This is a genomic window from Streptomyces sp. NPDC005151, from assembly GCF_053599875.1.
This window is the reverse complement of record NZ_JBSFYR010000036.1, coordinates 1-14,481: the sequence shown is the minus strand read 5'-3', so window position 1 is coordinate 14,481 and position 14,481 is coordinate 1. Positions and strand designations below refer to the sequence as shown.

The 14,481-nt window shown below is 69.8% G+C and carries 12 protein-coding genes and 1 pseudogene; 7 read left to right on the top strand and 6 right to left on the bottom strand.

Going from position 1 to position 14,481, the window contains the following annotated elements; translation table 11 throughout:
* Positions 1-139 precede the first annotated feature (139 nt).
* Positions 140-1,036 carry a L,D-transpeptidase family protein gene (locus tag ACWD6R_RS20400; protein ID WP_451819979.1) on the bottom strand — a complete coding sequence of 299 codons (897 nt, stop codon included), beginning with the start codon at positions 1,034-1,036 and terminating at the stop codon, positions 140-142.
* A 224-nt stretch (positions 1,037-1,260) separates the two neighbouring features.
* On the opposite strand from ACWD6R_RS20400, the gene ACWD6R_RS20395 reads away from it, so the two are divergent.
* From ACWD6R_RS20395 to leuE, 3 genes are all read left to right on the top strand, one after another.
* Entirely contained in the window at positions 1,261-2,841 is a 1,581-nt protein-coding gene (locus tag ACWD6R_RS20395; RefSeq protein WP_451819978.1) for an acyl-CoA mutase large subunit family protein, read from the top strand.
* Positions 2,842-2,930: 89 nt separating this feature from the next.
* Positions 2,931-3,542 (top strand): Uma2 family endonuclease, encoded by a 612-nt coding sequence (locus tag ACWD6R_RS20390; protein WP_451819977.1) that lies wholly within the window; start codon positions 2,931-2,933, stop codon positions 3,540-3,542.
* A gap of 60 nt (positions 3,543-3,602) precedes the next feature.
* Complete coding sequence (leuE, locus tag ACWD6R_RS20385; protein WP_451819976.1) at positions 3,603-4,280, top strand: leucine efflux protein LeuE; 678 nt, start codon at positions 3,603-3,605, stop codon at positions 4,278-4,280.
* Positions 4,281-4,590: 310 nt separating this feature from the next.
* Here leuE and ACWD6R_RS20380 read toward each other — a convergent pair whose 3' ends face one another.
* The 3 genes from ACWD6R_RS20380 to ACWD6R_RS20370 form a co-directional block, all read right to left on the bottom strand.
* On the bottom strand, positions 4,591-5,664 hold the full coding sequence (locus tag ACWD6R_RS20380) for an acyltransferase family protein (protein WP_451819975.1): 1,074 nt from the start codon (positions 5,662-5,664) through the stop codon (positions 4,591-4,593).
* 301 nt (positions 5,665-5,965) lie between these two features.
* Positions 5,966-7,348, bottom strand: a complete 1,383-nt coding sequence (locus ACWD6R_RS20375) for a polysialyltransferase family glycosyltransferase (protein WP_451819974.1) — start codon at positions 7,346-7,348, stop codon at positions 5,966-5,968.
* Positions 7,348-8,325, bottom strand: a complete 978-nt coding sequence (locus tag ACWD6R_RS20370) for a glycosyltransferase family 2 protein (protein ID WP_451819973.1) — start codon at positions 8,323-8,325, stop codon at positions 7,348-7,350. Before ACWD6R_RS20370 ends, ACWD6R_RS20375 begins: the two co-directional genes overlap by 1 nt.
* Before the next feature lie 209 nt (positions 8,326-8,534).
* On the opposite strand from ACWD6R_RS20370, the gene ACWD6R_RS20365 reads away from it, so the two are divergent.
* Genes ACWD6R_RS20365 through ACWD6R_RS20350 form a run of 4 tightly spaced genes read left to right on the top strand, consistent with a single transcriptional unit; the run spans position 8,535 to position 13,191 of the window.
* Complete coding sequence (locus ACWD6R_RS20365) at positions 8,535-9,893, top strand: DUF6716 putative glycosyltransferase (RefSeq protein WP_451819972.1); 1,359 nt, start codon at positions 8,535-8,537, stop codon at positions 9,891-9,893.
* A 20-nt stretch (positions 9,894-9,913) separates the two neighbouring features.
* Positions 9,914-11,176: a cytidylyltransferase domain-containing protein gene (locus ACWD6R_RS20360; protein WP_451819971.1), complete on the top strand. Its 1,263-nt coding sequence runs from the start codon at positions 9,914-9,916 to the stop codon at positions 11,174-11,176.
* A gap of 12 nt (positions 11,177-11,188) precedes the next feature.
* Positions 11,189-12,124, top strand: coding sequence for an N-acetylneuraminate synthase family protein (locus ACWD6R_RS20355; protein ID WP_451819970.1), 936 nt, complete (start codon positions 11,189-11,191; stop codon positions 12,122-12,124).
* Positions 12,125-12,135: 11 nt separating this feature from the next.
* Positions 12,136-13,191: a hypothetical protein gene (locus ACWD6R_RS20350; protein ID WP_451819969.1), complete on the top strand. Its 1,056-nt coding sequence runs from the start codon at positions 12,136-12,138 to the stop codon at positions 13,189-13,191.
* 86 nt (positions 13,192-13,277) lie between these two features.
* Here the strand turns inward: ACWD6R_RS20350 and ACWD6R_RS20345 are convergent, their stop codons facing one another.
* Positions 13,278-14,150, bottom strand: coding sequence for a hypothetical protein (locus ACWD6R_RS20345; RefSeq protein ID WP_451819968.1), 873 nt, complete (start codon positions 14,148-14,150; stop codon positions 13,278-13,280).
* A gap of 45 nt (positions 14,151-14,195) precedes the next feature.
* Positions 14,196-14,481: pseudogene (locus ACWD6R_RS20340) on the bottom strand (hypothetical protein); the annotation flags it as partial.

The window sequence follows — 14,481 nt, the reverse complement described above, 5'->3', positions numbered from 1 at the left end:
CGACGCAGTACAGAGTGAGCCGACTGGTCATCGGCAGCGCACAGAGCCGGGGTTCCCCCCGTACCTTCGGCTCAGCGCACCTGGCGCGGGCGGGACACGTTCCCCCGGTCCCGCCCGCGCCCCCTTTCCTCGCCTCCGCTCACCAGTAGATGACGACCTTGTCGCCGTTGCGCACCTGGTCGAAGAGGGCGGCGATCTTTCCCTCGTCCCGGACGTTCACGCAGCCGTGCGACGCGCCGGTGTAGCCGCGGGCCGCGAAGTCCGCCGAGTAGTGCACCGCCTGACCACCGCTGAAGAACATCGCGTACGGCATGGCCGTGTGGTAGATCGTCGACACGTGGTGCCGGGACTTCCAGTAGATGGAGAAGGTGCCTTCGCGGGTCGGCGTGTACTGCGAGCCGAACCGCACATCCATCGAGGAGACGACCCGGCCGTCGATCATCCACGACAGGGTCCGGCTGTTCTTGCTGATGCAGAGCACCCGCCCGGTCATGCAGCGCTTGTCGGGCCTGGCGGCGGGCCGGGAGGTCGGCGGGTTCAGCTCGGCGGCCGTCGGCTTCCGCGTCATGGCGACCAGCTTCTGCCAGGTGACGGTGTCCGTTCGGCCGGTACGGGACAGACCGCGCTTGCCCTGGAAGGACTGCACGGCGGCGACGGTGAGCGTCCCGTAGTAGCCCGTCGGGCTGCGGTCGAAGTGGCCGATCTGACGGAGCCGGGCCTGCAGCTCCCGAACCTGCTTGCCCTCGGAGCCGGTCGCCATCAGCGTCCTGCCCTGCGGAACGGGCTTCGGTGCGGCGGACGCCGACGGCGAGGGCGCGGCGGTCGACGGCGAGGGGGTCGCGGGGGGCTTGGCGTCGTCGGCCGCCGGGGCGGAGGTCTTCGGCGGGGACGAGGGCTTCGCCGCGGAACCGCCGGAGGCATGCGCCCGGCAGCCCGCGGTCGTGGCGGCCAGCGTCAGGACGGCGACGGCGGTCACCGCCGTAGCGCCTGCCCGGTGTGCCGTTCCTCCGCCGTGCCGGGTTCTGTGTATCCGCATCAGCATCGGCCCCCTGATTCCTTCGTTGTCTCTTGGGACGGATTCCCGCTCTGCCCGGTTGCGAAAGCCCGCGCATGATGGTGAGTGCGTCGGGGAAGGCCGTAGGACGCACCTTGTGAGCAAGGTCCCAGCCCGTGCCTCTCCACCGGTTGCACGCCCGCCGCTACAGTCCGTCGCGAGGGTCGTTGGTTACCAGTAAGTAGCTCCAGTGGGAGGCACAGCAGATGACGCGCGAGTCGGAGTCGGGACTGCCCATCGAGCCGGTCTACGGGCCGGACGCCCTCGACGGGTGGAACGCCGAGGACAAACTGGGGGAGCCGGGTGCCTACCCGTTCACGCGCGGTGTCTACCCGACGATGTACACGGGCCGGCCGTGGACGATGCGCCAGTACGCCGGGTTCGGTACGGCCTCCGAGTCGAACGCCCGCTACAAGCAGCTGATCGCCAACGGCACGATGGGCCTGTCCGTCGCCTTCGACCTGCCCACCCAGATGGGCCACGACTCCGACGCGCCGATCGCGTCCGGCGAGGTCGGCAAGGTCGGCGTGGCGATCGACTCGGTCGAGGACATGCGGATCCTGTTCGGCGGGATTCCGCTCGACAAGGTCTCCACCTCCATGACGATCAACGCGCCCGCCGCGCTGCTGCTCCTCATGTACCAGCTGGTCGGCGAGGAGCAGGGTGTCCCGGCCGACCGGCTGACCGGCACCATCCAGAACGACGTGCTGAAGGAGTACATCGCCCGCGGCACGTACATCTTCCCGCCCAAGCCCTCGCTGCGGCTGATCGCGGACATCTTCAAGTACTGCAGGGCCGAGATCCCGAAGTGGAACACCATCTCGATCTCCGGCTACCACATGGCGGAGGCCGGAGCCTCGCCCGCGCAGGAGATCGCGTTCACCCTCGCGGACGGCATCGAGTACGTCCGTACCGCCGTCGCGGCCGGCATGGACGTCGACGACTTCGCCCCGCGTCTCTCCTTCTTCTTCGTCGCCCGTACGACCATTCTCGAAGAGGTCGCCAAGTTCCGTGCCGCCCGCCGGATCTGGGCCCGGGTGATGAAGGAGGAGTTCGGCGCGAAGAACCCCAAGTCGCTGATGCTCCGCTTCCACACCCAGACCGCAGGCGTCCAGCTCACCGCCCAGCAGCCCGAGGTCAATCTGGTGCGCGTCGCGGTCCAGGGCCTGGCCGCGGTCCTCGGCGGTACGCAGTCGCTGCACACCAACTCCTTCGACGAGGCGATCGCCCTCCCGACCGACAAGTCCGCCCGGCTCGCGCTCCGTACCCAGCAGGTCCTGGCGTACGAAACGGACGTCACCGCCACGGTCGACCCGTTCGCGGGTTCGTATGTCGTCGAGAAGATGACGGACGACGTCGAAGCCGCTGCCCTGGAGCTGATGGGCAAGGTCGAGGACATGGGCGGCGCGGTCGACGCCATCGAGCGGGGCTTCCAGAAGAACGAGATCGAACGCAGCGCCTACCGCATCGCCCTGGAGACGGACAGCGGGGAGCGCGTCGTCGTCGGCGTCAACCGCTTCCAGCTCGACGAGGAGGAGCCGTACGAGCCGCTCCGCGTCGACCCGGCGATCGAGGCCCAGCAGGCGGCCCGGCTGACGAAGCTCCGCGCCGAACGGGACCAGGACGCCGTCGACGAGGCGCTGGGACGGCTGAAGAAGGCGGCCGAGGGGACGGACAACGTCCTGTACCCGATGAAGGACGCCCTCAGGGCACGGGCGACGGTGGGCGAGGTGTGCAACGCACTGCGGGAGGTGTGGGGGGCATATGTGCCGTCGGACGCGTTCTGAGGCGACGTGCACCCGCGAGGGTGATCTCTCGCCGAATGTCCGTGGCCACGGACAGGCTCGTGAACAGTGGTCCCCGAAAGGAGGATGCCGTGGCTGTAGTACAGCACGAGGAGCAGGTGCGGGAGCAGGAACAGCCCGAGCTGACGCTCGGCGAAGCGGCCGAGCAGCTCGCACGCTCGCTGCCTGGGCATCGCGTGGAGATTCTCCAGGGGAGGCTCACTGCGACACCACCGGCGGACGTATCGCATGCTCTGGCCCTGTCCTGGCTGGGCGAGGAGTTCGGCGCCAGGGCGCGCACGGTGGGGCTCAGACTCGTCCAGGGGGTCGGGCTGTGGTTGCCTTCCGGGCCGGAGGACTACGCGATTCCCGACCTGTCGGTTGTCGAGGCCGATATCAAGGACGCCCATGTCATGAAGAACTGCTACGCCGCCCATGCCTTCCGCATGGTGGTGGAGGTGACCTCGACCAACTGGGCGGATGACCTCGGTCCCACGGTCGAGGACTACGCCCAGGCGGGCATTCCGGTCTACGTCGTGGTCGATCGCAAGCATGACCAGGTGCTGCTCTGCAGTGACCCGCGGGGCGGCGAGTACAAGAACAAGGTGCCCCACAAGCGCGGGACGTCGTTCACCGTGCCGGACGTGGTCGGCGTCGAGATGAAGCTCTCCGTAGACCGCCTCCTGGACGGCGACGAGGACTGACCCCGAGACTTCCCGAACCCTCGTATCGGAGTGTCGTACCTGCGTGCGACACTCCGTTTCATGCTGGGTGTTACTGATCTTCCGACCTATCTCGTCGGCCTCGTGCTGATTGTTCTGCTGCCGGGGCCGAATTCGCTGTACGTGCTCTCCGTCGCCGCCCGCCGCGGTGTGCGGACCGGGTATGTGGCGGCTGCCGGTGTGTGGACCGGTGACACCGTGCTGATGACGCTGTCCGCGCTCGGCGCAGCCTCCCTGCTGCAGACGACGCCGGTGCTCTTCGCCGTCGTCAAGTACGCGGGCGCGGGCTATCTGACCTGGCTGGCGATCGGCATGCTGCGGGCCGCGGCGTCCATGTGGCGCGAGCGGCACCGGCAGATCGCCGAGCTGACGGACGAGGCCGCCGGACCGGGCGGGACGAGGACGGCGGCCGGGGCGGTGGAGCGGCCGTACCGGCGGGCGCTGGTGGTGAGCCTCGTCAACCCGAAGGCGATCCTGTTCCTGATCTCCTTCTTCGTGCAGTTCGTCGACCCCGGGTACGCCTATCCGGCGCTGTCCTTCCTGCTGCTGGGGACGCTGCTGCAGATCGCGAGCTTCCTCTACCTGTCGGCGCTGATATTCGGCGGCACCCGGCTGTCCGACGCGTTCCGCCGCCGCAAGCGGCTGTCGGCCGGGGCCACTTCGGCGGCGGGTGTGCTGTTCCTCGGGTTCGCGGCGAAGCTCTCGCTCAGCAGCGTGTGACCGTGGTGACGCCGAGCGGGGCCAGGCACGCGGCCAGGCCCGAGGCGTCCTCGCCCGCCCAGCCGATGCAGCCGTCGGGGCGGATGAGGAACAGGCCCTTTCCGTAGAGCGCTTCGTCAGACGGGATGGATCGCCGACCACCAAGCGCGCATCCGCTGCTTCATCGAGCACCTGTGACGCCTGCTTGACGCAGAGGCCCTTCCGGAACAGCTATCCGGAAGGGCCTCTGCGTGGACAGGGTCCTGCGAATCCCGCTGCCAGTGGGCCGACGCCGGGGCCCGGAGGCTCCGTCACCCCGCCGTTCCCCCGCTCACGCGCCCGCACGCAGCGCCGCGTGCAGCCGGGCGCTCTGGGCGGTCATGGCACGCTTCAGGCGAGGGCCGACCGGCTTCTCGGCGTACCGGTGGATCAGCCAGGCAAGCACCAGCAGCGAGCCGACCGTGGTGATCAGCGTCGGGACCGGGGGCAGACCCCAGGCGCGGTGCAGGACCCGTATGGAGAACCAGCCGAGATGCTCGTGCACCAGATAGAACGGATAGGTCAGGGTCCCGGCGACCGTCAGCCAGCGCCAGTTCGCCCAGCGCAGCCACCCCAGTGCGACCGCGGCGACCGAGAGGAAGGCGACGGTGACGATCAGCTGGATCACATATGGGGAGCGATGGAAGTCGCCGTCCATGCCCGGGTGCCAGAGCGCGGTCACGGAGTAGCGCTGTCCGAGCAGCCAGCTCATCACGACTATTCCCCACAACAGCAGGTCGCTGCCGTACCGGTGGATCAGGTACAGGGCCAGGCCGCCGATGAAGTACGGTGCGTGGTCACGCATGACCAGCTCGTCGGTCAGGGGGGTCTGTGCGACCCGCGCGAGGACGCCCGCGAACGTCCACAGGCAGCAGAAGATCACCACCCTTCGGTAGGTGACACCGCGCCAGACCACGAAGAGCGCGAACAGCACGTAGAAGCGCAGCTCCACCCAGAGCGTCCAGCACACGCCCAGCACCCGGTCCGCGCCCATGGGCTGCTGCAGCATCGTCAGGTTGAGCAGCAGTTCGTCCGAGCGCAATGGCTTGACCACGACCGGCAGGACACATGCGGCCGCCGTGACGAGGACGATCGCGACCCAGTACGCCGGATAGAGGCGCGCGACCCTGGACCGGAAGAAGTCGCCCGCCGAACGCCCCCAGCTGCTCATACAGATGACGAAGCCGCTGATGATGAAGAAGAACTGCACTCCGAGGCAGCCGTAGACCGCCGCCTGGGAAAGTGTCGGGAAGACATGGGCCGGAGACTGTCCCCAGGACTGCGCGACCGGCCCTCCCTTCCCCGCGTAGTGGTACGCGCAGACCATGAGTGCGGCCATGATGCGCAGTCCGTCCAGGGCCCGCATGCGGTTTCCGCTTCCGCCGGAGCGCGGGTTCCGCGGGGCCCGGGACAGGGCAGCGGAAGGGGCAGGTGTTACGGCAGCCGCTGGAGGCGCGGGTGTTGTGGGCGCTTCGGCCACGGGGACGCTCCTTTCCCGGAACCGGCCGGGACGTGTGGGTTTGCTGGAACCGGCCGGTCCAGGGCCGCTCGCGTAACCGGCCGGAACTTCTGCCGTAACCGGAAGCAACCAGGGCAATTGCCGTCATGAAGGTGCGGAAGAGCGCGGATCAGCCCGCGGCTCGCTTCGAGGATCGGGAGAGCACGGATCAGCTCGCCGCCGCTCGCTTCAAGGTGCGGGCCTTGCGGGCGATCCGGCGCACCGTCGCATTGCGCGGGATGAACGCGAGTTGCGTGGGGACGGCGCCGGGCAGCCCCAATGCGGTCAGCCGACGCCGTTTGAAATAGCGCCAGATGTTGCCGTGGTGCCGGCTGAGGTAGCGCTCTGCATGGGGGCGTAGTGCGGCCTGTATCTGCGGCTGCATGGCGTAGCCCACAGCGCCGACCAGGTCGGTCGGTTCACCCCGGACCTGTTCGGCGGAGGGAAGCGACCAGCCGGTGACGGCGGACGCGTCCTCCAGGTCGGGCAGCAGCGCATCGACGATGGTCAGCGGGATGCGGTTGCTGTTCTGGTACGGGGCGAGCTGCCCCAGCAGGGTGTCCGTGCCGACGCGGGCGACCGGGAGCCCGTAGAACGTGGCGGCGGTGAACAGTGCGGTGGAGAAGCAGCCGATGACCAGACCCGGCCGCATGTTCCGGAAGAGCGTCTCGGCGAGGACGGGGCTGTCGAGAACGGTGAGTTCGGCACCGAGCCGCTCGGCCTCCTGCTCCAGCAGCTGTGCCCAGTGGGCCGGTGCGCTGGGATGCGGCTTGAAGACGACTCGGGTGTGGCCGAGCGCGACGGCGCCGCGCAGCATCCGCGCGTGGAGTTCCTCCTCCTGCTGAGGAGTGAGGATGCCGAGCGTGGAAAGGTACTGGCCGAGCAGCAGGGCCGGTGCGGGGCCGGAAGGACCGTGGGCGTCCGTCGATCCGGCGAGCTCGTCCAGCACCTTCAGGAAGACGTCGGTCGGTACGATCTCGGACTCGACGCCGAACTCGGTGAGCAGCAGCGGTCGCAGGCCCGGCACCAGGTCCAGGTGGAGCAGCCTGCGGATGCGGGTGCCGATCATCGGGTCGACCTTGTTGCGGGTCGGACCGTAGCTCATCAGACCGTCGGCGTAGATGTGCACCGGGCTCTCGCCGAAGATCAGCGCGAGGGCCTGGGACGGGTTGGCCTGGATGGACTCGCAGGCGATCTCGACCGGTTCGTCCCCGAGGTTCCACGCTTTGCGCACGGCCCGCTCCCACAGTGAGGCATCCTGCTCCCGGGGGGACCATCCTGCGGGGTGGAACGGCTGGATGAACTCGTTCCAGGAATGCACCGCGTCGAATTCGGACTCCAGTTCCTCGAATCCGGGCCTGCGATGGAGCGGTGTGCCCAGCTCGGGAGAGGGTGAGGTGTCGCTCACGACAAGAATGCGCCGGTGCTCGGACCGCGGACCGAACTGGCCCGCGCGCAAAGCCGCGACGACCGTGGCGGCGGCGTACTGCGTGCACGCGGAGAAGATCTGAGTGGTGAACCGGCCGGCCGGCGCGGTGTACGTGCCAGCCATCAGGCCGCGACCTCCCGGGACACGGAGCGACGGCGTACGCGGCGCAACTGGGCCGCACGGCGGTCGCCCAGCGAATTCAGCGTATCGGCGAGAATTTCCTGGGGCATACGCCGCAGAGACGCCGCGCTCATGGAGCGCAATTTCCGTGCCACTGCTGGTTCGAACCTTTCGATGGATTCCAGGTGATGTGCCATGACAGCGCAATAGGTCCGTACTGCCTTCGGGAGCAGGCGCTCTGCCTCCGCGTCCTGTGCCGTTTCCTCGAGTACCTGATCGAAGGCCCGGATGAAGTCGAGCTGCCGCACATCGCCGATCTGGGTGAGCGAGGACGCCACTCCACGCCGGTAGAAGACCCCCAGCAGGCCGATCGCCGCGAAGGAATCGGCCTCGCGGTGCAGGCGCCAGATCCAGGGCCGGTCCTCGGCCGTGCGCAGCCCGTCCCGGAAGCGGAGCAGTCCTGACTCGACGAGCCTGCGGTGATAGGCGCCGGCCCAGGCGTACGCGTAGTCCACGGGCGTCGACTTGTCGGACGGCAGAATCACGTCGCGCGGCCGCATGACGGTGCCGCGCAGGCCGTGCGGGACCCGGTGGACGGTGCGTGCCCGGTCCGTGAACTGCACATGGTCCGTGCGTACGAAATCGCAGCCCAGGTCCGTGATGGCGGCGAGCAGCTGGTCGTAGTAGCCGGGAGCCACCCAGTCGTCGCCGTCGAGGAACGTGAGGTACTCGCCGCGCGCCGCATCGATCCCCGTGTTGCGTGCGGTGGCCAGGCCTCCGTTCTTCTCGTGTCTGACCAGGACGGCACCGGGGAGCTCGCGCTCGGCGCGCATGAGGATCTCCAGAGTCCCGTCGGTCGAACAGTCGTCGACGAGGATGAATTCGAAGTCCTCGCGGGCGTTGGCCCGCAGGCTTCTCAGGGTGTCGGGGGCGTATGTCTGCACGTTGTAGAACGGCACGATGACGGAGAGCTTAACCACGAGTCACACGCTAGGCGGGGGCACGACATTTGCCTTGACCCCGGAAAGGACGGCAGGTGAACGAAGAATGTCGGAATGATGAACCGGATCGATTCCCTGCCCATTGCGGGGCATTTGTGAAGCTGATTTGCCGCCCGTCGGCAGGCTGTTAACCATCTGTTGCCGTCACGTTGGGCCGCGAATCGAAATGCCTTCCTAAGTTCTGGGACGTGCCCCCACGTACCAGCAAATCGACCGCCCTCCGGGTAGCCGTACTCGCCGACTCCGACACCCGGTGGAAATGGGGCGCGCTCACCGCGCGCCGCCTGACCACCGGGTCCCCGGACGCGCCCCGCGCAGCGGAACGGCCGGTCGAGATCAGCGGACTGCTCCTGCGCGGCCGGGCCACCCCGACCCCGCGCCAGCTCGCCGAGGTCGGCGACGTCGGTATCGACGCCGACCGGGTGCGCGAGGTCACGGCCGTCGAGTTCCTGCACACCGTGCGGGACGAGGGGTACGACGTCGTGGTCCTCGCCCTCGTCGGCGGCGCGGTCCAGGCCATGCTGCACGGCCTCGCCGCCCTGCGGCTGCCCGCCAGGCCCGTCGTCGTCACCGGCTATGTCGGTGTCGTCTACGAGAAGCTCGCCGACGGTCTGCTGCTGCGCCACGGCGCCGACGTCGTCCTCGCCAACTCCCGCCACGACGCGGAGCGTTTCCGCACCGTGTACGAGGGAGTGGGCGCCGATGCCTCGGCCGTCACGGAGGCCGCACTGCCGTTCCTCGGCGGCGCCCCGCACCGGCCGCAGAAGGGCCGCGACACCGTGGTGTTCGCCGCCCAGCCCTCCGTACCGGCGTCCCGCGCCGACCGTACGTACCTGCTGCGCAGGCTCGTCGAGCACGCCAGGCTGCACCCGGACCGCGAGGTGCTCCTGAAGCTGCGCTCCAAGCCCGGCGAGCACACCACACACATCGAAGAACTCCCGTACCAGCGGCTCGCGGAGAAGCTGCCCGGCGGACTGCCGCCCAACTTCCGCCTCGTGTACGGGCACATGGGCGAGGTCCTCGACCGCACCGACCTGCTGGTCACGGTCTCCTCGACCGCCGCGCTGGAGTCCCTGCACCGGCGCATCCCCACCGCGATCCTCAGCGACCTCGGCGTCCGCGAGGCCCTCGGCAACCACCACTTCATCGGCTCGGGCCTGCTCACCTCGTGGGACCGGCTCGACGGCGGCTCCCACCCGGAGCCCGACGAGAAGTGGCTGGCCGGCCAGGGCGTCGCCGCCGACGGCACCTACGACACGGCTTACGAAACCGCAGGGGCCCGCGTCGACGCGCTGCTGACCGCGCCCCGCCTGCCCGACCTCGCCCCGTACTACACACCCGCCACCGCCCCCGGCTACCTGCCCGGCATCCTCGCCCGCCACCACCTGGCCCCCGACGGCCACCCGCTGCCCGGTGCCGCCGCGCCGCGCGAGACCGGCGGGGTGCGGGGCGCGGTCCGCGACGCGGTACGGGAAGCCGCGCGCGGCGCGTACCGACAGGGCGTCCAGCGGGTCGCACCCGTGATCCGGCGGATGGGCGAGCTGTGACAACGAATCCAGGAGCAGACATGACGCCGACCTCGACACCGAAGCCGGACCCGACCGTGCTCGCCGTGATCCCCGCCCGCGGCGGATCCAAGGGCGTCCCGGCCAAGAACCTCGCCCAGGTCGGCGGCATACCGCTGGTCGCCCGTGCGGTCCGTGCCTGCCTGACCGCCCGCGAGGTCACGGACGTCGTCGTCACCACGGACGACGCGGCGATCGCGGACGCGGCCCGGGCGGCGGGCGAGGCGCTCGGCGCCGCCGAGCGCGTGCACTGCGTCCAGCGCCCGCCGGCCATCGCGGGCGACACCGCGACCAGCGAGGCGGCGGTCCTGCACGCACTCGACGCGTACGAGGCGATGCACGAGCGCATCGCCGACGTGGTGCTGCTCGTCCAGTGCACCAGCCCGTTCGTCACCCGCGAGGACATCGACGGCGTGGCCGCCGCGGTCGCCCGCGACGGCGCCGACACGGCCGTCACCGTCGCCCCGTTCCACGGCTTCATCTGGCGCGACGGCAGCGCGGTCGAGGACGACACCTACGGCGTCAACCACGACAAGGCCGTCCGCCCGCGCCGCCAGGACCGGCCCCAGGACCTGCTGGAGACCGGCGCCGCCTACGCGATGGGCGTCGCGGGCTTCCGTACCCACCGGCACCGCTTCTTCGGCCACACCGCGCTGGTCACCACCGACCCCGCCCGGGTCCTGGAGATCGACGACCCGCACGACCTGGCCCGCGCCCGCGCCCTCGCACCGCTCCTGGACCCGTCACCGCTGCCGACCCGCGAGGACATCGACGCGGTCGTCCTCGACTTCGACGGCACGCAGACCGACGACCGGGTCCTGATCGACTCCGACGGACGCGAGATCGTCGCCGTCCACCGCGGAGACGGTCTGGGCATCGCCGCCCTGCGCAGGGCGGGCCTCGACCTCCTGATCCTCTCCACCGAGCAGAACCCGGTCGTCGCCGCCCGCGCCAACAAGCTCAAGGTCCCTGTCCTGCACGGCATCGACCGCAAGGACCTCGCCCTCAAGGAGTGGTGCGACGAGCACGGCATCGCCCCCGAGCGGGTGCTCTACGTCGGCAACGACGTCAACGACCTGCCCTGCTTCGCCGTCGCCGGCTGGCCCGTCGCCGTAGCGAGCGCCCATGACTCGGTACGCGCCGCGGCGCGCGCCGTCACGACCACCCCCGGCGGCTTCGGCGCCATCCGCGAAATCGCGGCGTGGCTGCTCGGGCCCACCCTCACCAGCCACCTTTCCACCCCCACCAACCCCACCACCAAGTAAGGAAACACCCCCATGAGCACCTCCCGTCTGCGCACCCTCGGCACCCGCACCGCCGGCCCCGGCCGGCCCGTCTACATCACCGGCGAGATCGGCATCAACCACAACGGCGACCTCGAGAACGCCCTCGCGCTGATCGACGTGGCCGCCGACGCCGGCTGCGACGCCGTCAAGTTCCAGAAGCGCACCCCGGAGATCTGCACCCCGCGCGACCAGTGGGACATCGAGCGTGACACCCCCTGGGGCCGGATGACGTACATCGACTACCGCCACCGCGTCGAGTTCGGTGAGTCCGAGTACCGGGCCATCTCCGACCACTGCGCCGCGCGTGGCATCGACTGGTTCGCCTCCCCGTGGGACACCGAGGCCGTCGCCTTCCTGGAGAAGTTCGACGTCCCCGCCCACAAGGTCGCCTCCGCCTCCCTCACCGACGACGAGCTGCTCCGCTCGCTGCGCGCCACGGGCCGCACGATCATCCTCTCCACCGGCATGTCGACCCCGCGCCAGATCCGCCACGCGGTCGAGGTCCTCGGCTCGGACAACATCCTTCTCTGCCACGCCACGTCGACGTACCCGGCGAAGGCCGAGGAGCTGAACCTCCGCGTCATCAACACCCTCCAGCAGGAGTACCCGAACGTCCCGATCGGCTACAGCGGCCACGAGACCGGCCTGCAGACCACCCTCGCCGCCGTCGCCCTCGGCGCCGCGTTCGTCGAGCGCCACATCACCCTCGACCGCGCCATGTGGGGCTCCGACCAGGCCGCCTCCGTCGAGCCGCAGGGCCTGACCCGCCTGGTCCGCGACATCCGCACCATCGAGGCCTCCCTCGGTGACGGCGTCAAGAAGGTGTACGAGTCCGAGCTCGGCCCGATGAAGAAGCTCCGCCGCGTCGCGGGCGTCGTCGCCGAGAACACCGAGGCGGCCCCGGCCGCCGAGCCGGTCGCGGTCTGACGGGCCGACCGGTGAACCTCGCCTTCGTCGAGAGCCCGGTCCAGCTCCTGAACGTCCTGGAGTGGGCCTTCACAGAGGGAGGCGACGACCATGTCCTGGCGGACATAACGGTCGTCGTCCTCCCCCCGGTCGACCCGATGTCGCGCGGCCAGCTGCGCCGGATGGCGGAGCTGGCTCGCGACGAGGGCGTCAACGTCCGCTGGCAGGAGGCGCGCGGCGGGGCGGGCGCGCCGCTGAAGTCCCTCCGGGCCCTGACGGGACTGCTGCGCAGGGCGGACCGGATCGTGATCGGCGACCCGTTCTCCCGCTACGTGCAGCTCCTCCTGTCCATGGTCCGCGCCCGCCGGCTCACGGTGGTCGACGACGGCACGGCCACGATGGAGTTCGTCGCCCAACTCGCCCGTGGTGAACGGCTGGTGCGCTGGCACCGGCGGGGCAGCTCGGGCCCGCGCGACCTGATCCTGGCCCCGGTCACGGCCACCGCCCGCCGCCGCTTCACCCCGTCCGCGACCCGCGAGGTCGAGGTGTTCACCGCCATGCCGGTCGAGGCTCCGGCCGGCGTCACGGTCACTCCCAACACCTTCGCCTGGACCCGCGCCCGCTTCGGCCCGCCGCTCCTCACCAAGGGCGCGGACCTGGTCGGCACGTCCCTGGTCGAGACGGGCGTGATCGACCGGGCCCAGTACCTGGAGGCGGTCGCCGCCCTGGCCCGTACCCACGGCGCGACCCGCTACTTCGCCCACCGCCGCGAGTCCGCCGACAAGCTCCACGCACTGGAAGCCGCCACCGGCCTGGAGATCGTCCGCCCGGACCTCCCTCTGGAACTCATCGCCCGCCGCGGCCCGATCGGCCGCAGGGTCCTCAGCTTCCCGTCCACGGTGGTCCACACACTGCCGCTGGCGCTGGCGGGCACGGAGGTCAAGGTCGCGGTCTGCGATATCGCCCCGGAGTGGCTGCGCGACACGGCGTCGCCACGCGCGCAGGGTTTCCTGAGCGGTGTCACGGAGACGGCCCGCGACGTACAGCGCCTCGCCCCGTGGCGGGCGACGGCGGTGACAGAGGCGTGAGCCTGCCCCTTCCGGTGACCGGGCCCATCACCGGCGGGTCCGGGACAACCCGGTGCGAGGTGTTCAGGGAACGCAGGAGACGGGGACTACTTCTCGGCGAAAATGTCCTCGATGGACGACGCGGCGGGGGCACGCAGGAGCCAGCGGCTCAGGGTGTCCAGATCGCTGCAACCCATGATGCGTTCGCGGGTCTCGTCGGGCACATCGATGCCGGCCTGCGCGAGGAGGAGCAGGATGCTCCGCGCGATCCCTTCAGCGCGGCCTTCGTCCCGGATTTCTTCCGAGAGGGGTGACGTGTAGAAAGAAAGGTCCACGGCCACCAGGTTCCTCCACTGTTGTGCGGCCGGGCGGTTGCCCAGGCCCTGTGCGGTGAGTTCGACGATGGGGTCGACGATTGCTTCCGGGGCCTCCCGCAGTGCGGCAGACAGTGTTTTCAGTATGGCACCGATGTCCGGATCGCCGGCGTGTGTGATCGCGGCCAGTGTGGCGAGGGCCAGGTCCTTGCGGGCCTCGGCCACGTCGGTGATCACCGGCATGTTGTGCGGGCCCACGACGAGGGGGCACAGGGTGATGATCGGATGCCCGACGCTGCCGAAGACTGTCGGGCGTGCGGCCCATTCGGCGGTGGCGCGGTCCTGGCAGACGACCAGCAGCAGGGCCTGCAGTCGGTACTTATTGAGCAGGTACATGTAGTAGTAGCCCCAGCTGGCGGGCTTGTCCGGATCCTTCTTGCCCTGGGCCTCGATGGCCAGAAGGAAAGGCTCGCCGTCCTCCATTTCGATGCGCAGCAGCGTGTCGACGCGTCGCTCCAGGGGCCGGTTCTCGGTGAGGTCGGTGGGCATGACAGTGACCGAGGTGGGTGGGGCGATCGCGACCCCCAGTACCTCGGAGACGCGGGAGAACAGTCCCGGGTACTCCTGGAAGATGCGGTGCATCGCCTCGTGGGGCGAGCTGACCATGGGGTTCGTTCCTTTGGTTGCGCGGGTGGGGTGGTGGCGTTCGCGTCAGGCGGCTTCTTGTACGTCCGTACGGCAGTCGTGGCAGCGCCCCGGTTCCGGAGCGCGGAAGGGCCGGTCGCATCCGTCGCAGTCCTGGAGGGGGTGCGGCCGTGGTGCGGCTACGGGGGTGGGCGCCGCCGGGAGCGGGGGTGGTAGGTGCGTGGCGAGGCGGTGCGCGAGAAGGCCCGCGGGTTGTTTGAGCCTGGATCCACCGGCTTGATGTCTGTGGACAGTTTCTCGGGGAACGAAGAAGTGCCTTGTGACCTGCGATGATGGGGTTTCTCTAGGACCA

Coding starts and splice junctions, on each gene's coding strand:
- ACWD6R_RS20400 (WP_451819979.1), bottom strand. CDS start 1,036: ATGCGGATACACAGAACCCGGCACGGCGGAGGAACGGCACACCGGGCA.
- ACWD6R_RS20395 (WP_451819978.1), top strand. CDS start 1,261: ATGACGCGCGAGTCGGAGTCGGGACTGCCCATCGAGCCGGTCTACGGG.
- leuE (WP_451819976.1), top strand. CDS start 3,603: ATGCTGGGTGTTACTGATCTTCCGACCTATCTCGTCGGCCTCGTGCTG.
- ACWD6R_RS20380 (WP_451819975.1), bottom strand. CDS start 5,664: ATGCGGGCCCTGGACGGACTGCGCATCATGGCCGCACTCATGGTCTGC.
- ACWD6R_RS20375 (WP_451819974.1), bottom strand. CDS start 7,348: ATGGCTGGCACGTACACCGCGCCGGCCGGCCGGTTCACCACTCAGATC.
- ACWD6R_RS20360 (WP_451819971.1), top strand. CDS start 9,914: ATGACGCCGACCTCGACACCGAAGCCGGACCCGACCGTGCTCGCCGTG.
- ACWD6R_RS20355 (WP_451819970.1), top strand. CDS start 11,189: ATGAGCACCTCCCGTCTGCGCACCCTCGGCACCCGCACCGCCGGCCCC.
- ACWD6R_RS20345 (WP_451819968.1), bottom strand. CDS start 14,150: ATGGTCAGCTCGCCCCACGAGGCGATGCACCGCATCTTCCAGGAGTAC.